Origin of the sequence: Microbacterium sp. NPDC091676, from assembly GCF_044756645.1 — a bacterium.
Lineage (GTDB): Bacteria > Actinomycetota > Actinomycetes > Actinomycetales > Microbacteriaceae > Microbacterium > Microbacterium paraoxydans_D.
In genome coordinates this window covers 1,047,690-1,068,655 of sequence record NZ_JBIVTI010000001.1, presented here as the reverse complement: position 1 = coordinate 1,068,655, position 20,966 = coordinate 1,047,690, and the positions used below count along the sequence as shown (strand labels likewise).

At 71.6% G+C, this 20,966-nt stretch carries 15 protein-coding genes and 1 tRNA gene; 9 read left to right on the top strand and 7 right to left on the bottom strand.

The features are described 5' to 3' along the window. The first annotated feature begins 27 nt into the window (after positions 1-27). Complete coding sequence (nudC, locus tag ACIQID_RS05325) at positions 28-909, top strand: NAD(+) diphosphatase (RefSeq protein ID WP_400282635.1); 882 nt, start codon at positions 28-30, stop codon at positions 907-909. Further along, a complete protein-coding gene (locus ACIQID_RS05320) occupies positions 906-2,627 on the top strand; it encodes an ATP-dependent helicase (RefSeq protein ID WP_331202562.1) in 1,722 nt (573 codons plus the stop codon). Before nudC ends, ACIQID_RS05320 begins: the two co-directional genes overlap by 4 nt. An 828-nt stretch (positions 2,628-3,455) precedes the next feature. Here ACIQID_RS05320 and ACIQID_RS05315 read toward each other — a convergent pair. Further along, positions 3,456-4,856, bottom strand: coding sequence for a zinc-dependent metalloprotease (locus tag ACIQID_RS05315; protein WP_400282631.1), 1,401 nt, complete (start codon positions 4,854-4,856; stop codon positions 3,456-3,458). A 118-nt stretch (positions 4,857-4,974) separates the two neighbouring features. Here ACIQID_RS05315 and ACIQID_RS05310 point away from each other — a divergent pair, with 118 nt between their 5' ends. The 3 genes from ACIQID_RS05310 to ACIQID_RS05300 all read left to right on the top strand — a co-directional run bounded on the left by ACIQID_RS05310 (position 4,975) and on the right by ACIQID_RS05300 (position 10,228). Next, positions 4,975-6,066 carry a PDZ domain-containing protein gene (locus ACIQID_RS05310; protein ID WP_085607056.1) on the top strand — a complete coding sequence of 364 codons (1,092 nt, stop codon included), beginning with the start codon at positions 4,975-4,977 and terminating at the stop codon, positions 6,064-6,066. A 74-nt stretch (positions 6,067-6,140) separates the two neighbouring features. Further along, positions 6,141-9,047 carry a UPF0182 family protein gene (locus ACIQID_RS05305; RefSeq protein ID WP_400282627.1) on the top strand — a complete coding sequence of 969 codons (2,907 nt, stop codon included), beginning with the start codon at positions 6,141-6,143 and terminating at the stop codon, positions 9,045-9,047. Positions 9,048-9,385: 338 nt separating this feature from the next. Beyond that, positions 9,386-10,228: a universal stress protein gene (locus ACIQID_RS05300; RefSeq protein WP_312673156.1), complete on the top strand. Its 843-nt coding sequence runs from the start codon at positions 9,386-9,388 to the stop codon at positions 10,226-10,228. 22 nt (positions 10,229-10,250) lie between these two features. On the opposite strand, the gene ACIQID_RS05295 is transcribed toward ACIQID_RS05300, so the two are convergent. The 4 genes from ACIQID_RS05295 to ACIQID_RS05280 all read right to left on the bottom strand — a co-directional run bounded on the left by ACIQID_RS05295 (position 10,251) and on the right by ACIQID_RS05280 (position 13,393). Next, positions 10,251-11,126, bottom strand: coding sequence for an aminoglycoside phosphotransferase family protein (locus tag ACIQID_RS05295; RefSeq protein WP_400282624.1), 876 nt, complete (start codon positions 11,124-11,126; stop codon positions 10,251-10,253). 61 nt (positions 11,127-11,187) lie between these two features. Next, positions 11,188-11,874 (bottom strand): TMEM175 family protein, encoded by a 687-nt coding sequence (locus ACIQID_RS05290; RefSeq protein WP_400285663.1) that lies wholly within the window; start codon positions 11,872-11,874, stop codon positions 11,188-11,190. 24 nt (positions 11,875-11,898) lie between these two features. Further along, positions 11,899-13,059 (bottom strand): glutathione-independent formaldehyde dehydrogenase, encoded by a 1,161-nt coding sequence (locus tag ACIQID_RS05285; protein WP_400282621.1) that lies wholly within the window; start codon positions 13,057-13,059, stop codon positions 11,899-11,901. Between the two features lie 260 nt (positions 13,060-13,319). After that, a tRNA-Met gene (locus ACIQID_RS05280) sits at positions 13,320-13,393 on the bottom strand. A gap of 78 nt (positions 13,394-13,471) precedes the next feature. On the opposite strand from ACIQID_RS05280, the gene ACIQID_RS05275 reads away from it, so the two are divergent. Next, a complete protein-coding gene (locus tag ACIQID_RS05275; RefSeq protein ID WP_400282618.1) occupies positions 13,472-14,281 on the top strand; it encodes a carbon-nitrogen hydrolase family protein in 810 nt (269 codons plus the stop codon). Between the two features lie 10 nt (positions 14,282-14,291). Here the strand turns inward: ACIQID_RS05275 and ACIQID_RS05270 are convergent, their stop codons facing one another. Next, entirely contained in the window at positions 14,292-15,494 is a 1,203-nt protein-coding gene (locus tag ACIQID_RS05270) for an aminotransferase class I/II-fold pyridoxal phosphate-dependent enzyme (protein ID WP_400282615.1), read from the bottom strand. A gap of 95 nt (positions 15,495-15,589) precedes the next feature. On the opposite strand from ACIQID_RS05270, the gene ACIQID_RS05265 reads away from it, so the two are divergent. From ACIQID_RS05265 to ACIQID_RS05255, 3 genes are read left to right on the top strand one after another with little or no spacing between them, the layout of a single operon-like run. Further along, on the top strand, positions 15,590-17,146 hold the full coding sequence (locus ACIQID_RS05265; RefSeq protein ID WP_331202570.1) for a trypsin-like peptidase domain-containing protein: 1,557 nt from the start codon (positions 15,590-15,592) through the stop codon (positions 17,144-17,146). 45 nt (positions 17,147-17,191) lie between these two features. Then, a complete protein-coding gene (locus tag ACIQID_RS05260; RefSeq protein ID WP_400282611.1) occupies positions 17,192-18,445 on the top strand; it encodes a CDP-glycerol glycerophosphotransferase family protein in 1,254 nt (417 codons plus the stop codon). Further along, the gene (locus ACIQID_RS05255; protein ID WP_312673145.1) at positions 18,442-19,878 is read left to right on the top strand and encodes a CDP-glycerol glycerophosphotransferase family protein; all 1,437 of its coding nucleotides are present in this window, start codon (positions 18,442-18,444) and stop codon (positions 19,876-19,878) included. The genes ACIQID_RS05260 and ACIQID_RS05255 overlap by 4 nt, the downstream gene beginning before the upstream one ends. Before the next feature lie 9 nt (positions 19,879-19,887). Here the strand turns inward: ACIQID_RS05255 and ACIQID_RS05250 are convergent, their stop codons facing one another. Next, positions 19,888-20,913, bottom strand: coding sequence for a glycosyltransferase family 2 protein (locus ACIQID_RS05250; protein WP_312675036.1), 1,026 nt, complete (start codon positions 20,911-20,913; stop codon positions 19,888-19,890). Positions 20,914-20,966 lie beyond the last annotated feature (53 nt).

Genomic DNA, 20,966 nt, shown 5'->3' with positions numbered 1-20,966 from the left:
CCGCCACGCCCGTGAAAGGGGGAGTCGATGAGCATTCCGCGCCCGTTCTTCGACCGCGCCGCCGAACTCCGTGAGGAGGAGGGCGTGCTCGAGCGTCTGCGTGACGACGCGGGCTCGCGCGTCGTCGTCGTCCGGGAGGGACGTGTGCGCGTGGCGGCCTCCGCGCTGCTGCGTGTCTCGTCGGACGAGGTCGCGGACGGGACGTGGGCGCTGCTCGGCCGGGATGCCGACGGCGCGGCGCTCCTGCTCGCCGCGCTCCCGCCGGAGACCGATGCCCTCGACACGGCGCCCGACGAGATCTGGCTCGGGCTCCGCGACCTCGGCGGACGCCTGGACGCGGGGGAGTCCGAAGTCCTGGTCGCCGCGGTCGCCCTGGCCGGCTGGCTCCGCGACGCCCCGTTCTGCCCCACCTGCGGCGGAGGGACGGAGCTGCGCAACGCGGGCTGGTCTCGGCGGTGCCTGGTGTGCGGACGCGAGCACTTCCCGCGGACCGATCCTGCCGTGATCGTCGCCGTGGAGAGCGCGGACGGTGAGCGGCTGCTGCTCGGCGCCAACGCCAACTGGGGTGGACGCATGTACTCCTGCTTCGCGGGTTTCACGGAGGCGGGCGAATCCCTCGAAGCCACGGTGCACCGGGAGATCGAGGAGGAGTCCGGCGTACGGCTGTCGGCGCTCCGCTACGTCTCCTCCCAGCCGTGGCCGTTCCCGCGGTCGCTCATGATCGGCTTCCGGGCGGTCGTGGAGGACGACGCGGCGGCGCGTCCGGACGGCGAGGAGATCATCGACGTCCGGTGGTTCACGCGGGCGGAGATCGGCTCCGCGCTCGCCGGGAACGGTCCCGTCGGGTTGCCGGGTCCGGCCTCGATCGCCCGGGCCCTCATCGTCGACTGGTTCGAGGAGCGCCCGTGAGCGCACTCGATGCCCTCGACGAGCGGCAGCGAGCGGCGGCCTCGGTCCTGCGGGGCCCGGTGGCGGTGCTCGCGGGGGCCGGAACGGGCAAGACCAGGGTCATCACCCACCGCATCGCCCACGGGGTGGACACCGGCGCCTACTCGCCGTCGCGCGTGATGGCGGTGACGTTCACGGCGAAGGCTGCCGGCGAGCTCCGCGGCCGCCTGCGCGCACTCGGGGTCGAGGGCGTGGCCGCCCGCACGTTCCACGCGGCCGCCCTCGCGCAGCTCAACTTCTTCTGGCCGACGCTGGCGGGGGCGCCTGCGCCGTCGATCATCGACAACAAGGTGCGCATGCTGGGCCAGGCCGCCGATGCCATCCGCCTGCGCCCGAGCACGGCGACACTGCGCGACATCGCCTCGGAGATCGAGTGGCGGAAGGTGTCGATGATCTCGATCGACCGCTACGCCGGACTCGGTCGTCCGATCAGCGGGATCGACCCCACCCAGCTGGTGGAGCTGATGCGCGGCTACGAGGCGCTGAAGGACGAGCGCCATCAACTCGACTTCGAGGACGTGCTGCTCGCCTGCGCGGGGATGCTGGAGACCGAGCCCCGGGTCGCGGCCGCGGTCCACGAGCAGTACCGGCACTTCACCGTCGACGAGTTCCAGGACGTGTCCCCGCTCCAGAATCGGCTCCTGGAGCTCTGGCTGGGCGATCGTCACGACATCTGCGTGGTCGGCGACGCCAGCCAGACGATCTACTCGTTCGCCGGGGCGGAGCAGCGCTTCCTCCTCGAGTTCGAGCGGCGGCATCCGGACGCGACGGTCGTCCGGCTGGAGACGAACTACCGGTCTCAGGCCCCCATCCTGACGGCGGCGAACGCCTTGATGCACGGCCGCCCGGGGGCGCTGGAGCTCGTCCCCGCCCGGGAGCAGTTCACGGCGGAACCGCCGACGGTCACGGCATACGACACGGAGGCCGAGGAGGCCGCAGGCATCGCCGCCGGCGTCGCCGCGCGCATCGCGGGGGGCGCGTCCCCGGCGGAGATCGCCGTGCTGTATCGGGCCCATGCACAGTCCGCGGTGATCCAGCAGGCGCTCGCCGCCGAGGGGATCGCCACCTCGGTGCTCGGCGGCACGCGGTTCTTCGCCATGCCGGAGGTACGCCAGGCGATCCTCGCTCTCCGCGCGGCCGCGGTGGCGCCGACCGAGCACGGATTCCTGCCCGGAGTGCGGCGGGTTCTCCGCGAACTCGGTCTCACCGAGGAGCCGCCGGCGGCCGGGGGAGCCCAGCGCGACGGCTGGGAGGCGCGACGCGCGATCCTGCGGCTCGCGGAGGAGGCCGGGCCGGACACGACCCTGCGGTCCTTCAGCGACGAGCTCATGGCCCGCGCGAAGGATCAGCACGAGCCGACGATGCGGACGGTGACGCTGTCCACGTTGCATGCCGCGAAGGGCCTGGAGTGGCCGCACGTGTACCTGGCCGGATGGGCGGAGGGGTCTCTGCCGATCTCCTATGCGACGACGTTCGAGGCCGTCGACGAGGAACGGCGTCTGGCCTACGTCGGGGTCACGCGGGCTGCGCGCACGCTGGAGCTGTCGTGGGCGCGCTCGGCGGGGCGCGGAGAGCGGGCGCCGTCGCGGTTCCTGGCGGAGATGGGCACGACGGCTCGCGGCACAGGCATTCTGCGCGAAACCGCACCGCACGCCACGCGATCCCGCCGTCCGCGCTGATCCGGGCGATACGGGCCGGGTCGGCCGCGGCCAGCAGGCGGGCGGCGACGGCACCGGCGGCAGCGATCCTGGCGAGGGTCAGGCGTCCGGGATCGCGCCCGACGAGCTGACCGTGGAGCAACGGCCAGGCCGGATCCCGCGCGGTGTCCTCGGCATCCCGGCAGCTCAGACACGGCGTCAGCCCGGGGACCACGAGCGGTCCCACGGTGATCCGCCCCGGCTCGACGGCGATCGGGAGGTGCGGGTGGTCGGCGCGCAGCATCGGGGCGAACTGCACGGCGGCTGCCGCACCGGGGACGAGGACGACGGCGACCACCGTCGACGCCCGCGCCTCCGCCTCCGCGAGCGGTACCCCTTCGTCGGCGAGCGTCTCGCACAGGCGTCCCTCGGCGCGGGCGTCGGTGAGGCCGAGCGCGGAGACCCGGGCCGTGCGCGGTCGGGCGGACTCGTCCTGCAGGGCCGGTTCGACGACGGCCAGCAGCCGTCGGGCCTCGGCCCACGGCGCGCCGGCGCGATGCGCGATGACGTCGAAGGAGCTGCGCCGGAAACCGTTGCGCATGCGGCTGAGGAGCCGTTCGACCCACGGAGCGGACGCCGGCACCCGGATGCCGGGATCGTCACCGATCTGGAGGGTCGTCCCGTCACGCCAGAGCAGCGGGAACGCGGGATCGAGACGGGTCAGGATCGTCGGGGAGAGCGGCACCCCTCGATTCTGCGGAGCCGCACGGGGCCGCAGGCCGGTTCGAGGGATCGGTGGAGAAAACGGCGGGCCGTCCGCAGTCGGGGAGGGAGAGTGACCCGCCGTCCCCGACCACGGATGCTCCGGGCTCAGACCGGGCGGTCGCCCTCGGGAGCGTCGTCGTCGCCGCGGTCGTCGCCGCTCTCGGTGGGCGTCTCCCCGGAGAAGTCGTCGCCGTCCAGCAGGCGCGCGAGAGCCTCGTCGAACTCATCGGCCTCGGGCTGCTCCCCGCGCTCGGCGGCCTGCAGACGCGCGATGAGTGCCGTCGGGTCGTCGATGTCCTCCGCGGTCGGCATGAGGTCGGGGTAGTCCCACAGGGAGTCGCGCGCGGCGACGCCGACGGCATCCGTGACCGCGCGCCACATGGCGGACGCCTCGCGGATGCGCCGCGGGCGGAGCTTGAGCCCGACGAGCGCACCCAAGGCGTCCTCGGCCGGGCCGCCGACCGCGCGACGGCGGCGGGCCGCCTCGGCGATCCGGCCGCCGTCGGGCAGCCGGGTGGTGGCCTCCGCGGTGACCACGTCGACCCAGCCGTCGATGGTCGCGATGAGGTTCTCCAGGCGGGCGAGGGCCTCGCGCTGCGCCTCGGTCTGGGTGGGGAGGAGCGCGCCGCCCTCGATCGCCGCGCGTAGCTCCTCGGGGTTCGAGGGGTCGAGGCGGCTCGCCACGTCCTCCAGGGCGTCGACGTCCACCGTGACACCACGGGCGAAGTCGGTGATCTGCGCCATCACGTGCAGATGCAGCCACTTGGCGTGGCGGTACAGGCGGGCGTAGGCGAGCTCCCGAGTGGCGATGTAGAGGGCGATCTGGTCTTCGGGGATCTCGAGCCCCTCGCCGAAGGCCGTGAGGTTCTGCGGGATCACCGCGGCCGTGCCCGCGGGCAGCACGGGGATGCCCACGTCGCCGCCGGAGACGACCTCCAGGGAGAGGTTGCCGAGCACCTGCCCGAACTGGGCGGCGAAGACGGAGCCGCCGAGGCCCCGCATCAGGCGTCCTGCGCCCTGCACGACGCCGCGCATCTCCTCGGGGACCTGGGTGTCGAGCGCGGACGTCAGGGCGTCGGCGATGCTCGTCGAGACGGGACCGGCGATCTCCTTCCACACCGGCAGCGTCTTCTCGACCCACTCGCCGCGGGTCATCGCCACCGGGGGAGCGGCGAGCTCGGAGATGGTGGTCACCTCGCCCAGCCACAGGTTCGCGAGCGCGAAGGAGTCGGCGAGAGACGAGCGGGAGCCGTCGCCGATGCCCTGGCCCTCGCGGTTCGCGATGTGCAGGGCCTGGCGAAGCGAGTTCTCCCACGGATCGCCGCCGAAGGCGCCCTGGAGCTGCGCCATGACCGTCTGCATCATCGCCGGGTCGAGGGTGAAGCCGTCCATGCCCTGGAAGGCGTCGCGCAGGGCCTCGGGGTCGATGTCTCCGCCGCCCTGGTTCGAGAGCATCCGCCGCAGGAACTCCTGGAAGTCCTCCGGGTTGGGTTCGTTGTCTGCCATGTCGCTCGCCCTCTCAGCACGTCTGAAGCCGTGGCATCTACGCTAGTCACAGGTTTCAGTGCGCGACCCCGAAGCGGGCAGATCGCTGTACGCCGCTCGCGAACGACGGAGGATTGCTGTGGAACGACCGCGCGCAGGGAAGCTCGGACTCGGGGTCTGGGCACTGGTGGTCGCGCTCGCCGCGCTCGCCGTCCTCACGTTCCTCCCCTCGCCGTACGTCATCCAGCGCCCGGGCCCCGTGTACGACACCCTCGGCACCGCGAAGAACGCGGACGGCGAGCAGGTCCCGCTCATCAGCGTGGAGGGCACCGAGACGTACGAGACGGGCGGCACGCTCGACCTCACGACCGTCCAGGTCGTCGGCAACCGGGAGCGCACGCCGAGCTGGTTCGAGCTCGCCCTCGCCTGGATGGATGCGTCGCGGGCCGTCGTGCCGCTGGACGCGGTGTTCCCCGAGGGCGTGACCACCGAGCAGCGGGACGAGCGGAACGCGATGCTCATGGTCGACTCGCAACACGAGGCGACGGCCGCCGCGCTCAACGAGCTCGGCTACGACACCGGCGCCGAGGTCGTCGTGGTCGATGCGGTCGAAGGGTCTCCGGCCGACGGTCTGCTCCAGGCGGACGACGTGATCACCGCGATCGACGGCACACCCGTGACCTCCGCCACCGCGCTCCGCGAGGCCATCCAGGAGGCGGGCGGCGATCCTGTCGCGCTCACGGTGCGCCGCGACGGCGACGAGCAGACGGTCGAGATCACCCCGGAGGAGCAGACGCAGGACGGCACGACGACCTGGCTCATCGGGATCACGCTGCGCACGGACTACGACTTCGAGGTCGACGTCACCATCCAGCTCGACAACGTCGGCGGCCCGAGCGCGGGAATGATGTTCGCCCTCGGGATCATCGACACCCTGACACCGGGCGAGCTGAACGGCGGCAAGGAGGTCGCGGGCACCGGGACGATCGACGCCGAGGGGACCGTCGGCCCGATCGGCGGGATCCGCCAGAAGCTCTACGGCGCCCGTGACGCCGGCGCGGACTACTTCCTCGCCCCGGAGGCGAACTGCGACGAGGTCGTGGGGCACGTACCGGACGGCCTGCAGGTCATCCGCACCGCGACCCTCGACGAATCGCTCGCGGCGCTGGAGGTCATCGCCGAGGACGGCGACGTCGACGCGCTGCCGACCTGCGACGTCCCGGCCACCTGAGCCGGGGCGGGTCGTGACCCCGCCGTGACCGGTGTGACAGCCCGCCCACAGCGAGCGGTGCCTAGGATGGAGGGGTGACCTCGACCCCAGCCCAGCCCCCGGCCACGCCTCGAACCTCCCGACGCATCCTCGGAATCTCCCTGGTGATCATCGCCGCGCTCATCGCGGCGTTCTTCGTCTTCGCGTCGCTCTACACCGAATTCCTCTGGTTCGACCAGGTCGGGTTCACCGGCGTGCTCACCACGCAGTGGATCGCGACGGCGGTGATGTTCGTCATCGGCTTCCTCGGCATGGCGGTTCCGTTGTTCGTCGTCATCCAGCTCGCCTACCGGCTCCGTCCGGTCTACGTCCGGCTGAGCTCGCAGCTCGACCGCTACCAGGAGGTCATCGAGCCGCTGCGCCGCCTGGCGATGTGGGGCATGCCCATCTTCTTCGGCCTCTTCGCGGGGTTCGCGGCAGCCGGCAACTGGAAGACCGTGTGGCTCTGGGCCAACGGCGTCGCCACCGGTGAGGTCGACCCGCAGTTCGGCGTCGACACCGGGTTCTACATGTTCGCGATGCCGTTCTACTCGATCCTGCTCGCGTTCGTCTCGGCGGTCCTGCTGCTGAGCCTTCTCGTCACCGCACTCGTGTCGTACCTCTACGGCTCGGTGCGCGTCGGCCAGGGCGAGCTGCGCATCTCGAAGCCGGCCCGCATCCAGCTCGCGGTCATCGCCGGTCTCTACCTGCTCGTGCAGGCGGCGAGCCTGTGGCTGGACCGCTACAAGACCCTCGTGGAGCCGGACGACCGGATCACCGGTGCCGCCTACACCGGCGCGAATGCGACCATCCCCGGCCTCGGGATCCTCGCGATCATCGCCGCGGTCGTGGCCATCCTCTTCTTCGTCACGGCCGTCATCGGACGCTGGCGCTTCCCGCTCGCGGCGACCGCGCTGCTGATCGTGGCCTCGCTCGTCATCGGCATCGGCTACCCGTGGGTGGTCACCACCTTCCAGGTCAAGCCGAACCAGAACGCCTATCAGGCCGAGTACTACCAGCGGAACATCGAAGGCACGAAGGAGGCCTACGGCGTCGCCGACCTGGAGACCACGGCCTTCGAGGCCGAGACGGACGCCGAGGCGGGCCAGCTCCGCGCCGACGCCGAGACCACCGCATCGATCCGCATCATGGACCCGAAGGTCATCCCGCCGACGGTCCGCCAGCTCGAGCAGTACCGCGGCTACTACCAGTTCCAGACCACCATGGACGTCGACCGCTACGAGATCGACGGCGTGAAGCAGGACACGGTCGTCTCCGTCCGCGACCTCGACATGTCAGGTCTGGGCGACGGCGACAACTGGAACAACCGCGTCGCGGTCTACACGCACGGCTACGGCCTCGTCGCCGCGGCGGGCAACCAGCGCACGACCGACGGCGAGCCCGTCTTCCTCGAGCGCGGCATCCCCACCTCGGGCTTCCTGTCCGAGCAGGGCGACTTCGAGCCGCGGGTCTACTTCGGCGAGAACTCCCCGGAGTACTCCATCGTCGGCGCCCCGGAGGGGGCCGACCCGGTCGAGATCGACTACCCGCGCGGCAAGGACGGGTCGAGCGAGACGAAGACGACGTTCTCCGGGAACGGCGGACCGAAGATCGGCGACAGCTTCACCAAGCTGCTCTACGCGCTCAAGTTCCAGTCGGAGCAGATCCTGTTCTCGAACCTCGTCAACGACGACTCGCAGATCCTCTACGATCGCGACCCGAAGACGCGCGTGCAGAAGGTCGCGCCGTACCTCGAGCTCGACAGCGACCCGTACCCGAGCGTGGTGGACGGCCGTATCGTCTGGATCGTCGACGGCTACACGACGAGCTCGACCTACCCGTACTCGACGAGCGTGAGCCTGTCGGACGCGATCGCCGACTCCAACGTGCCGACGCCGTCGCTCGCCATCGACGACATCAACTACATCCGCAACTCGGTCAAGGCCACGGTCGACGCCTACGACGGCTCGGTCACGCTGTACGCCTGGGACGAGGAGGACCCGGTCCTGAAGACCTGGCAGAAGGTCTACCCGTCCACCCTCAAGCCGATCAGCGCGATGTCCGGCGAGCTCATGAGCCACGTCCGGTACCCGACCGACCTGTTCAAGGTGCAGCGCGACATCCTCGGCATCTACCACGTCGACAAGGCGGGCTCGTTCGCCCAGCAGGACAACCGCTGGCAGACGCCGAACGACCCGCGCAGCGACGCGATGCTGCAGCCGCCGTACTACCTGACCATGCAGATGCCGGGTCAGGACGAACCGCGGTTCTCGATGTTCTCGACGTTCATCCCCGCCTCCCAGGGCGCGGGGGGCAGCCGTGACGTGCTGATGGGCTACCTCGCCGTCGACTCCGATGCCGGCGCGGAGAAGGGCGTGAAAGCCGAGGGATACGGGCAGTTGCGCATGCTCGAGATCGACACCGACACCACGGTGCCCGGTCCCGGTCAGGTGCAGAACACCTACAACTCGGACACGGCCGTGGTGCCGCAGCTCAACCTGCTCCAGCAGGGGGAGTCCGAGGTCATCTACGGCAACCTGCTGACCCTGCCCGTCGGTGGCGGTCTGCTGTACGTCCAGCCGGTCTACGTGCAGTCGTCCGAGGGGACGCAGCTGCCGCGTCTGCAGAAGGTGCTCGTCGCGTTCGGTGACCGGGTGGCCTTCGAGAACACGCTCACCGAGGCGCTGGACACGCTGTTCGGCGGCGACTCCGGCGCGACCGGTGGTGACGACGAGGTCGAACCCACCGATCCGGGCACCACAGACCCCGATACCGGGGAGACGCCGACCACGCCGCCGACCCCCACGGATGAGCAGGCCGACGCCCTGGCGAAGGCCCAGCAGGCACTGCTCGATCGTCAGGCGGCTCTCGCCGAGGGCGACCTGGAGAGGTTCGGCGAGGCGGACAAGCGCCTCACCGCGGCCGTCGAGAAGCTCCTGGAGCTGGAGGCCGCCGCAGAGTGATCTCTCTGCGCACCCGAGAGGGCACCCCCACCGGGGTGCCCTCTCGCGTTCCCCGCCACTCGTGATGCGCCCGAGCCCGTCCGCCGCATCAGGCGCTCGCGCCTCTTCAGGCGACACCCTGCCCGCGGGCCTGATGCCGCGCGGATGCCTGCGTCCGCGTGCGGCACGCCGGGACAGGCGGTCTCGCGGTAGCAGGCGGGCTCGCGAGCTCAGGCGACCTCTGGGGAGGAGGCCTGATCTGGCGCGAGTGCCTGAGCCGACGGAGGGTTTTGTCCGGGACGGACCGTCGCGCGGGGAGGGGGTGGCATGGGAGGGTGGAGGGAAACAGGGAGGGTGTCGTGGCTGAGCGCATCGTTGTGGGAGTGGTGGACACGTCGGCGGGACGACGAGCACTGGAGTGGGCCGCGCACCGCGCCCGGTCGCGGAAGGCCACGCTGCTCCTCGCGAGCGTCGTCGGGGGAGCGGTCGGCGCCGTCGGGGAGGGCCCCGTGGTGGACGCCGCGATCGCGGCGGCGCGGAGTCTGCTGGAGGAGCACGCGGAGACGCTGAAGGATCAGGGCCTGGACGTCGACCTCGTCGTGCTCCGCGGCGACCCGGTCCGACAGCTCGTCTCGACCACCGCCGGCGCGAACCTCCTCGTGATCGGGAGCGACTTCCGTCCGGACGACGCGGACAGCCCCCGGCGCGGGGCGCACGGACTGCGCATCGTCGCCGACTCCTCCTGCCCCGTCGTGGTGATCCCCGACATCGAGACCGGCGACCGTCGCGGTGTCGTCGTCGGGGTGGACGGGTCGCCGATCTCGGAGGCCGCCGTCGCCTTCGCCGCTGCCGAAGCCGATCGTCTCGGCGAGCCCCTCATCCCGGTGACGGTGTGGACCCCCGTCCCCCTTCCGCGCGGGGCGCGGGCGTACCCCGAGCAGTACCTCTCGTCCATGCAGGAGCTGTCCGAGGAGACCCTCGCCGTCGCCCTCGCCGGGCTGCGCCAGACGTATCCGGATCTCGAGCTCCAGCCCCGGGTCGAACGCGGATACCCGTCGGAGGTCATCAACCGTGCGGCCGCCACCGCGAGCCTCGCCGTGGTCGGATCGCACGGACGAGGGGCGGTCGCCCGCTTCCTGCTCGGCTCCATCAGCCATGAGGTCCTCGCGGCGCTCGCGGCGCCCACCGCCGTCGTCCGCTGACCGGCGGGACGGCATCCGCGGGCTAGAGCGGGCTGGTCAGCACCTCGTGAAGCACGCGTCGGCTGTCGTCGCCACCCGGTCCTGACTCGCCGGACAGAGTCACCAGGGCCTTCCAGAGCGCCCAGCCGCGCGCCCGTCGCCAGGTCGCGGCGTCCAAGTCGACGGCGTCGCGGAACGCCTCACGCGCATCGCCTTCGAAGGACGTCCACGCCATGACGAGGTCGCAGGCCGGATCGCCGACGCCGCAGGTGCCGAAGTCGATCATCGCGGACAGGCGGCCGTTGCTGACGAGCAGGTTGCCCACGGCGACATCGCCGTGGAACCAGACCGGCGCGGACTCCCACGCGCTGCTCGTCGCGGCGACCCAGACGCTCCGGCAGCGTTCCGCGTCCACAGTGCCGTCCAGGCGCTCGAGCGCGGTGTGGACGTCATCGCCGTAGACGCTCGGATGCGCACCGCGGAAGAACGAGTGCCGGCCGGCGGCCCGCCCCGCGTGCACGGGGAGAGACCTCAGGACGCGGAGGAGGCCCCCGAGATCCGCGGCGAGGCGAACGCGATCGATCCCCGTGGCGTGGTCGACGGTATCGCCGTCGAGCCACCGGCGGATCGACCACGGCAACGGATAACCTCGACCGGGTTCCCCCAGCGCCACGACGGAGGGAACCGCGACGGGGAGCCTTCCGTCGAGGAACTCGAGCGCTCTGCTCTCCTTCTGCACGGCCGCGGCATAGGGCTCGGCGACGGGAAGCCGCACCGACAACTCGTCGCCCAGACGGAACGTCCTGTTGTCCCACCCCTGACGCGCCACGGCGCGGACGGGCAGGTGCGCCCAGCGGGGGAACTGCTCCTCGACGAGCTCCGCGACGACGCGCGCATCGATGACGACCGGTCGGCTCACCCCTCGATACTCGCAGACGACGGCTCGACCGTCCTCCGAGCACCGGGATCGGAGACACGCTCTAACGGCGGGACAAGGAGAACAGCCGGGGCCCCTCGTCGTGACCGTGGCTCGTGAAGCCGTAGAACGCCGGGAGGAGCAGGAAGACGATCGACGCGACGAGCGGGTGTACGGCGACGCCGAGGACCCCGGCGGCGAGGTACAGGGCGACTCCGATGAGCGCGCGCGGGCGCTCGTGGGCGAAGTAGGAGTCGTCGACGTCGTCCTGCGTGAGGTCGGGATGACGAGCCAGGTACGAGAAGAAGACCAGCCACGCGGAGCACAGGAGAGCCCCGACGAGAGCGTAGAGCGCCACGGCGACCCGCTCGTCTGCGAGATTCCCGGTCCTCGCCGTCTCCGCGATCACCGCGGTGGGCCAGGGGACGAGCGCGAGGGTCGCGAGGATGCCGAGGTTGGCCCACTGCAGGCCGCGGTCCATCTCCCGGATCCGGGTGAAGGCGGCCTTGTGGTTCAGCCAGATCACGGCGAGGTAGACGTACGAGCCGGCGTACGCCAGATAGGTCGGCCACTCCTCGAGGAGGGCGGGCAGCAGCTCGCCCTCCTCGGCCCGGGGCGGTCGGAGATCGAGCACGAGCAGCGTGATGACGATGGCGATGATCGCATCGCTGAACGCGACCGCGCGGCCGGGATCCGCACGTCCCGCCCCGGGCGCCGGCGAGCGCCGGTCCCGTCGGCCGTCCGTCTCCATTCTCGTCACCCCGCGCCCGCCGGGTCACGCCGTCGTCGAGGTGCGATCCGGGTGCAGTACGACCTTCGTCCAGCCGTCGTCCCGGTTGTCGAAGTGCTCGTACGCCTGGGGCGCCTCTTCGAGGGGCAGATCATGACTGACCACGCGGGAGGGGGTCGCCTTGCCGCCGGCGATGAGGTCGCGCAGCCGCCGGTTGTACTTCTTCACCGGGCACTGACCGCTCCCGAGCTTCTGGCCGCGGAACCAGAACTCCCCGAAGTCGAAGGCGAGCTTGCCCTGCTTGGCCAGCTCATCCGTGGCGCCGGGGTCCTGCGGGATGAACACGCCGACGACGCCGATCTCACCCGTGAACCGGACCGACTTCACGAGCCGGTTCAGGGTGAGGGTCGGGTCCTCGGTGCCGCTCGGATCGTGGGCCTGATAGCCGACGCATTCGCAGCCGTTGTCGGCTCCCAGGCCCATCGTCATCTCGTTGACCGCCTCGACGGGGTCCACCGCGGAGTCGTCGATGGCGATCGCGCCGAGCTCCTCGATCTTGCGCAGGCGGTCGGGATGCCGGTCCACGACCATGACCTTTCCGGCCCCCTTGAGGATCGCGGAGTATGCGGCCATGTAGCCGACGGGGCCCGCGCCGTAGATCACGGTCTGGTCCCCGGGCTTCACGTGGGCGAGCTCCGTGGCGTGATAGCCGGTGGGGAAGATGTCCGCGAGCATCACGTAGTCGTTCTGCTTCTCCTCGGCGTCCTCTCCCAGGCGGAGACAGTTGAAGTCGCCCCACGGCACCCGGAGGAGCTCTGCCTGACCACCGGCCCACGGCCCCATGTCGGCGAAGCCGTAGGCGGCTCCCGCCCACTCCGGGACGGGCTGCGCGGTGAGACAGTAGTTGGTGAACCCCCGCTCGCAGTTCTTGCAGTGCCCGCAGGCGACGTTGAAGGGCAGCGCGACGTAGTCGCCCACCTTCACCTTGTCGACGCCCTCGCCCACCTCGATCACCTCGCCGAGATTCTCATGGCCGAACCATCGGCCGGTCTCGAAACTCGTCCGGCCCTCGTACATGTGCAGGTCCGAGCCGCAGATGTTCGTCGTGGTGATGCGCACGAGCACGTCGGTGGGGCGTTCGATACGGGCGTCCGGTACGTCGGTGACGCTGACCGTATGCGGGCCTTCGTACACTACTGCTCTCATGTCCTCTTCCTTTCAGCGATGTGAAACGTCGATGGAGTGCCGCAGTGAGGAGCGCTGGTCAGGCCATGTCCGTTTCGGCTCAGTTTGTGAGCCGGGCCATCGTGGGTCCCCGGCGGTGCGCGAACGGAGGGCCTTCCCAGATCCAGGGCGGGGGAGGACAATGCGGGAAGCGCGGGGGAGAGTGCCGGTCTGTGGGGAAGCTAGATATGCGAAAGGCCCTCCGGCCTGGGATTTCTCCCGGCCAGAGGGCCTTCCATTTGTTGCGGGGACAGGATTTGAACCTGCGACCTCCGGGTTATGAGCCCGGCGAGCTACCGAACTGCTCCACCCCGCGGCACAAGAGATAACTTATCACGGATCCGGGGAGGCGTCGAATCGAGCGCGGCGGCAGAGGGTGCGAGAGGATGGCGTCATGTCTGAGAACACCGCCGTGCCCGTCGCCGTGTGCCAGTTCGCCCCCACGGATTCCCGCGAGGCCAACCGGGAACGGATCGCGGAGCTGGTGACGGAGGCCGCGCGTCTCGGGGCGAAGCTGATCGTGTTCCCCGAGTACTCGAGCTACTTCGTCGATCCGATGGACGAACGCCTCGCGGCGAACGCGGAGCGCCTGGACGGCGAGTTCGTGACCGGGCTGATCGGTCTGGCCGCGGAGCTCGCCGTCGTCATCGTCGCGGGCGTCACGGAGAAGGCCTCGGACGAGGGGCGCGTGCGCAACACGGTCGTCGCCGTGCGCGGCGACGGCATCCTCGCGGTCTACCGCAAGCAGCACCTCTACGACGCGTTCGGCCAGACCGAGTCGGACTGGGTGGAGCCGGGAGACGTCGGCGAGCCCGCGGTGTTCGAGGTCGGCGGACTGCGCTTCGGACTGATGACCTGTTACGACCTGCGGTTCCCCGAGCTGTCGCGGCTTCTCGCGGTCGCCGGCGCCGAGGCGCTCGTGGTGCCGGCGGAGTGGGTGCGCGGACCGCTCAAGGAGCAGCACTGGACCACCCTGCTCGCGGCGCGGGCCATCGAGAACACGGTGTTCGTGATCGCCGCCGACCACCCGGCGCCGATCGGCGTGGGGCACTCGCGCATCGTCGACCCGCAGGGGGTCGTCCGCGCGGGCATCGGGTCGGAGCCGGGAGTGGCGCTCGGCGTGGTGGACGGCGCGGCGATCGCCCGCGTCCGTGCGACGAACCCCTCGCTGCGCGCGCGACGCTACGCCGTGGTCCCGCGCTGATCCGAGCGGTTCAGGGGCGCAGGCCCGCGAGACGCGCGGACGCCTCTTCCAGCACCTCCACGCGCTTGCACGCCGCGAAGCGGATCAATCCCGCGAACTCGGCGCGCCGGGCGGGGGAGACGAAGGCGGTGAGGGGGATCGCCACGACTCCGGCGCGTTCCGGGAGCGCGCGGCAGAAGGCCGCCGCGTCCGTGCCACCGAGGGCCGTCGCATCGGCCACCGTGAAGTAGCCGCCCTGCGGTGCGTGGACGGCGAATCCGGCTGCGCGCAGACCGTCCCCGAGGATGGCGTGCTTGCGGGCGAGCTGCGAGGCGGCGTCCGAGAAGAACGCGTCGTCGAGGCGGAGGCCCACCGCCACCGCAGGCTGGAACGGCGCGCCGTTGACGTACGTGAGGTACTGCTTGACGGTCAGGACGGCCGTGATGAGCGCGGCGGGGCCGTGCACCCAGCCGATCTTCCACCCCGTGGTCGAGAAGGTCTTCCCCGCCGACGAGATGGTGAGGGTCCGCTCCGCGGCACCGGGCAGGGTGGCGATCGGGACGTGCGGGGCATGGAAGGTGAGGTGCTCGTAGACCTCGTCGGTGACGATCACCGCGTCGTGCCGCGCGGCCAGGCGCACCACCTCGCGGCGCACCTCCTCGTCGAAGACGGCTCCGGTGGGGTTGTGCGGGTCGTTGACGAGGATGATCCTGGTCCGGTCCGTGACGGCCTCCGCCAGCCGATCCAGGTCGGGCTGGAAGTCGGGCGCCCGCAGGGGCACCGTCCGGAGCCGGGCACCCGCGAGCGCCACCGCCGCGGCGTACGAGTCGTAGTAGGGCTCGAAGACGACGACCTCGTCGTCCGGCCCGTCGATCAGGGCGAGGAGGGTCGCGGTGAGGGCCTCGGTGGCGCCGGCGGTCACGACGACCTCGGTACCCGGATCCACCTCGAGTCCGTAGAACCGCCGCTGATGCTCGGAGATGGCCGCCAGCAGGTCGGGGAACCCACGTCCCGGCGGGTACTGGTTGACCCCGTCGGCGATCGCGGCACGGGCGGCGTCGAGGACGGCCTCCGGACCGTCCTCGTCCGGGAAGCCCTGCCCCAGGTTGATGGCACCGGTTCTGACCGCTGCGGCGGACATCTCTGCGAAGATGGTGGGCGCGACCGTACCGTCCGCGTCGAGCAGACCGGCACCGGCCGCCGTGCGACGCCATGCGCCGGGGATGACACTCATGAAGAACAGGCTAAGGCCATAGCGGAAACTCACGCTGGGCATAAGGAACGCACAGGGATGCGGGGCATCCTGGAGGAGCGTTGAAGGAGCACACCATGAACCAGGACAACCCGCAGGACCGCCCGGCACCGGCGTCGGACGACGCCGTGTCGGCCGGACACACCCCCCAGATCCCCCAGACCCCCGAGGCCGCGCCGAGCGCGCCGTCTCCGGCCGCCGACGGCACCCCTGTGACGGGCGCCCCTGCTGCCTCCGCCCCGGTCGCCCCGCAGGGCCACCACATGCCGCCGACGTTCGCGTCGCACGCCGCCGGCGCCCCCACCGTGGCCCCGGTGCCGCACGGCCTGGCCGCCGGCACCCCCGGCGCCGCGTTCGGCGTCCCGGCGCAGGACACCCGGCCGCTCGACGGCACGGTGCCCCCGGGCGAGCCGGCTCCCGCCGCCACAAAGGAGAAGTCGCGCGGCGGCACCCGCGTCGCGGCGTTCATCGTCGCGGCCGCCCTCGTCGGCGGCGTCGCCGGCTTCGGTGGCGGCGCGCTGCTCACCGGGCTGCAGGACTCGCCGTCCTCCGGAACGGCGCAGGGTCCGCAGACCGTCACGGTGAACAACCCCGGCTCGGTCAACGAGACCACCGCGGTCGCGACCGAGGCTCTTCCCTCCGTCGTCACCATCGAGGTGGCCGGCTCCCAGGAGGCCGGCAGCGGTTCCGGCGTCATCATCAGCAAGGACGGCTACGTCCTCACCAACACCCACGTGGTCACCCTCGGCGGGGCGGCGGCTGATCCGACGATCCGCGTCACGACCTCCGACGGCCGCATCTACGACGCCACCGTGGTCGGGACGGACCCGATCTACGACCTCGCGGTGATCAAGCTCACCGACGCCGAGGGTCTCACGCCCATCGAGTTCGCGGACTCGTCGAAGCTCAACGTCGGCGACACCGCCGTCGCGCTCGGCGCCCCGCTGGGCCTGGCGAATTCGGTCACCACCGGTATCGTGAGCGCGCTGAACCGCAGCATCCAGATCGCCTCCTCCGCTCTGCCCGACTCCTCCTCCGAAGACGCCCCGCAGCAGCAGGCGCCGGAGGACGGTCAGAGCGAGGGACCGTTCCAGTTCGATCTGCCGGGCAACAGCGGTCAGCAGGCCACCGAGTCGATCTCGATCGCCGTGATCCAGACGGACGCCGCGATCAACCACGGCAACTCGGGCGGCGCCCTCGTCAACAGCAAGGGCGAGCTGATCGGCATCAACGTCGCCATCGCGAGCTCGGGCAGCTCCGAGGAGTCGGGCTCGATCGGCATCGGCTTCGCCATCCCGTCCAACATCGCCCAGCGCGTCGCCGACGAGATCATCGCCGACGGCGCGGCCACCCACGGTCTGCTCGGCGCGTCGGTCCGCGACGCGTCCGGCGTCGAGGGCGCGACCGAGGCCGGGGCGTACATCGCCGAGGTCACCGATGGGGGCGCGGCGGCGGCCGCCGGTCTCCAGGCCGGCGACGTCGTGACGAACTTCAACGGGGTGCCGATCACGAGCGCGACCGACCTGACCGCGCAGGTCCGCGCGGCGGCGGCCGACAGCAAGGCCGACGTGACCTACGTCCGCAACGGCAAGCAGAGTCAGATCGAGGTGACGCTCGGCACGCTCGCCGGCTGATCACCCCGTCAGAGAAGGACGCCACCCGCGCGATAGGCTCGCCGGGTGGCGTCCTTCTCTTTCGGCACCGGCAACGCGGCCAAGCTGCTCCGGATCCCGCTGTACGCCCTCGGTCGTCTCGGCACCCTCGTCGTGCCGCGCGGTCGGCGCTGGGTCTTCGGCTGCGGTGCCGGCGTCGGCGACGGCGCTCTCGCCCTGCACCGGTATGCGGCCGCGGAGGGGCATGACACCCTCTGGCTGACCGGATCAGCGCGCGAAGCGGCCGACGCCGAGGCCCTCGGCCTGCGGACCGTCCCGCGGGGCGGGCTGCGCGGATGGTGGGCGACCGCCCGCGCCGGCGTGCTGATCGTGACGCACGGCCTCGGTGACGTGAACCGCTACGGCAACGGGGGCGCCTTCGTCGTGCAGCTCTGGCACGGTATCCCGCTCAAGCGCATCGGCCTCGACTCACCGGCCACCACGCAGGTGCCCGCCGTCCCCGGCGCGCCGATCCTCCGGCGCGTCGTCGGGCTGCTGTACCGCGGCGCCGCGCAACGGATCCGCGTGCTGCCCGCCGCCTCGCACCGGGCCAGGGCACGCCTCGAGTCCGCGTTCGCGCTGGGGGACGATCGCGTCGTCGTCACGGGGGAGCCGCGCGTCGACGTGCTCTCATCGGGGACGCCCGAGGAACGCCGTGCCCGGGCGCGGGCTCTGCTCGCCGAGGCCGTGGGCACGATCGGCGACCCGGCCCGGGTCGTCCTCTACGCGCCCACCTGGCGGGACGGCGCTCCGGACCCCTCCGTGCCCACGGCCGAGGAATGGGTGCGGATCATCCGGGTGCTCGAGGAGCACGACGCCGTCCTCCTCGTGCGCTCCCATCCGCTCGGCGACGGCAGCTACGCGCCGCCGGTGCCCACGACGCGGGTGCGAGCGCTGCCCAGCACCGTCGTCAGCGACGTCACCCCGGTCCTCCCCGCCGTCGACGTCCTGCTCACCGACTACTCGTCGCTGGCCTACGACGTGGGCCTGCTGGCCATGCCGGTCGTCTTCCTCGCCCCGGATGTGGCGGAGTACGGGCGCACCCGCGGTTTCTACGGCCGCTTCGAGGAGGTCGCCGCCACCGGCGTCGCGACCCGGTGGGAATCCGCCCTCGCGCGGCTGGCTGCGCTGTTGGGCGACGAGGCGGCGTTCGACGAGGCCGCCGGGCGTTCCGCTACGCTCAGCGCGGAGATGCACGCGTTCCGCGACGGTCAGAACACCCGTCGGGTGTACCGCGCGATCCGTGCGCGGGGCATTCCCGCGCCGAAGGGAGCAGCATGACGACGGCCCGCATCGATGACACGGCACAGGCGCTGGTCATCGCAGGGACCGGGGAGCGTCCGAAGAGCGCCGAGCTCGTCGGACCGCGAGCGCGGGTGCACGCCCGCCTCACCGGCGGGGGAAAGACCTGGAAGGCGACGTTCGCGCTCCGCGCGTCGCGATGGGGCGGCCCGGAGCTGCCTCTGCCGTCCGGGGAGTACGACCTGCGGATCGACGGCGTCGATCCGGCCGAGCTGCATCTCGCGCCGATCGTCCTCCCGGGGGTGCGGATCGCCCTCGACGGCGCCGTCGTCCGGATCGGGGCCCCCGTCGATCCCGTGTACGACACGGCGGAGGGGCGCTCCACGCTGGAGGAGCGCTATGTGGCGCAGGCGGGCGGCACCGAGAACGCCGTGTTCTTCGAGAGCTTCTACGGGCGGAGCGTGGGCTGCAACCCGCGCGCCATCGACCGCGAGCTCGCCCGGCGTGCGCCGCACGTGCGCCGGTACTGGAGCGTCGTGGATCTGTCGGTCGAGGTGCCGGACGGCGCGATCGCGGTCATCGAGGGCAGCCCGGAGTGGTGGCGCGCCCGTGGCGCCGCGCGGCTGCTCGTCGTGAACGACTGGATGCGGCGCCGCTTCGCACGCAAGCCGGGGCAGAAGGTGCTGCAGACGTGGCACGGCACGCCCCTCAAGCGCCTGGCCCTGCACCGCCCCGGTTTCGATCCCCGGCGGATGGCGGCGGTCGTCAAGGAGTCCCGGCGGTGGGACGTGCTGCTCGCGCAGAACGCGTACGCCGCGCGGATCCTCCGCAAGGCCTACGCGTTCTTCGGGCGGCCGATCTGGGTCGACGGCTATCCGCGCAACGACGCGCTGCGCACCGGCGACCCGGTCGCCGTGCGCGCGGCGCTCGGCATCGGGGCCGACGAGCGCGTCGTCCTCTACGCGCCGACGTGGCGCGACGACCGGGCGGAGATGGTCGACTTCGTCGATCCCGAGCTCCTGGCGCAGCAGACGAACGCGGTGGTGCTGGTGCGCGGTCACTCGCGCACGCTGGGGGAGGGGAGGGATCGCGCGGGTGCCCGGGTGATCGACGTGACCGGCTATCCCGAGACGTCGCAGCTCCTGCTCGCCGCCGACGCCCTCGTCACGGACTACTCCTCCGTCATGTTCGACTACTCCGTGACCGGCAAGCCGATGTACTTCCTGGTGCCCGACCTCGACCACTACCGCGGTCAGCTCCGCGGCTTCTACTTCGACCTGGCGGAACGGGCGCCCGGCCCGCTGCTCCGCACGCAGGACGAGCTGGTGGCGGCGTTGGCGGACGAGGGGCACCGGGAGCGGTATGCGGAGCGCTACGCCGCCTGGCAGCGGCAGTTCAACGCGCTCGACGACGGCGACGCCGCTCGTCGGGTCGTCGACCGGATCCTCGACCTCGGTTTCGTGACCGCCTGACGGTCGGCCTCAGGGCAGCGGCGTGTTGCGCGTGCCGAGCCGGGATGCGTCCACGGTGTCGCCGGCTCCGCGCAGGACACCGCCGAGGAAGCCCAGGCCCCACGAGAGGTGCATCGTGGGCAGCACGAGGAGCGTCCACAGGCGCTGCCGCACTCCGCCCCCGCCCGGGGCGAGGGCCACGCCGACCACGAGCAGCACATACAGGGCGAGCGGGACGTAGACGAGGCCCGAGGCGATGAGGGAGGCCGTGCCGGACACGACGCCGGTGAGCTGCAGGACGCCGAGGACGACGGCGAGCACGACGAACACCAGGAGCACCGGCGGGGCGAAGTAGCGCAGGCCGTTGCGGCGTCCGAATCGGCGGACGAGCTCTCCTCGCCACGCCCCGGTCGCGCGGAACTGCCGGGCCAGCCGCAGCCAGCTCTCGCGAGGCCAGTAGGTCACCGACAGCTCGGGGTCGAACCACACGCGGTGGCCCGCCTGCCGGATGCGCAGGTTCAGTTCCCAGTCCTCACCGCGGCGGATCGACTCGTCGAAGAGGCCGACCTCGTCGAGCACCTCTCGTCTCATCACCCCGAGATACGCCGACTCCGCCTCCCCTTCGACACGGCCTCCGTGGTAGGCGCCGCCGCCGAGGCCGACGGGGGAGTTGTACAACCGCGCGACGGCCTTCTGGAACGGGGTGCGGCCCTCGGCATGCATGACGCCGCCGACGTTGGCCGCTCCCGTGCGGTGCAGGGTCTCGAGGGCACGGGCGGCGTAGCCGGGTGCGAGCTCCGAGTGCGCGTCGACCCGGATGATCGTGCGGTAGCGGCTGGCCCGGATGGCGGCGTTGAGCCCGACGGGGATGTGCGCGGCGGGATTGTCCACCAGCCGGATCCGGTCGTCGTCGGCCGCGAGCCGGCGGGCGAGGTCGGTGGTGCCGTCCGACGACGGTCCCAGCGCGAGGACGAGCTCGGTGGGGACCCCCACCTCCTGAGCCAGCACCGAGGCGACGGCGTGCTCCAGGTAGGCGCGTTCGTTGAGCACCGGCATCACGAAGGACACCCCGGTGACGGGGGCGGGGGATCCGTTGGCTGGCACACGTC

What these genes read in the sequence shown, in the direction of transcription:
- nudC (WP_400282635.1), top strand. Translation starts at nt 28, where the DNA reads ATGAGCATTCCGCGCCCGTTCTTCGACCGCGCCGCCGAACTCCGTGAG.
- ACIQID_RS05315 (WP_400282631.1), bottom strand. Translation starts at nt 4,856, where the DNA reads ATGGCAGACAACGAACCCAACCCGGAGGACTTCCAGGAGTTCCTGCGG.
- ACIQID_RS05290 (WP_400285663.1), bottom strand. Translation starts at nt 11,874, where the DNA reads ATGGAGACGGACGGCCGACGGGACCGGCGCTCGCCGGCGCCCGGGGCG.
- ACIQID_RS05285 (WP_400282621.1), bottom strand. Translation starts at nt 13,059, where the DNA reads ATGAGAGCAGTAGTGTACGAAGGCCCGCATACGGTCAGCGTCACCGAC.
- ACIQID_RS05275 (WP_400282618.1), top strand. Translation starts at nt 13,472, where the DNA reads ATGTCTGAGAACACCGCCGTGCCCGTCGCCGTGTGCCAGTTCGCCCCC.
- ACIQID_RS05270 (WP_400282615.1), bottom strand. Translation starts at nt 15,494, where the DNA reads ATGAGTGTCATCCCCGGCGCATGGCGTCGCACGGCGGCCGGTGCCGGT.
- ACIQID_RS05265 (WP_331202570.1), top strand. Translation starts at nt 15,590, where the DNA reads ATGAACCAGGACAACCCGCAGGACCGCCCGGCACCGGCGTCGGACGAC.
- ACIQID_RS05255 (WP_312673145.1), top strand. Translation starts at nt 18,442, where the DNA reads ATGACGACGGCCCGCATCGATGACACGGCACAGGCGCTGGTCATCGCA.
- ACIQID_RS05250 (WP_312675036.1), bottom strand. Translation starts at nt 20,913, where the DNA reads ATGCCGGTGCTCAACGAACGCGCCTACCTGGAGCACGCCGTCGCCTCG.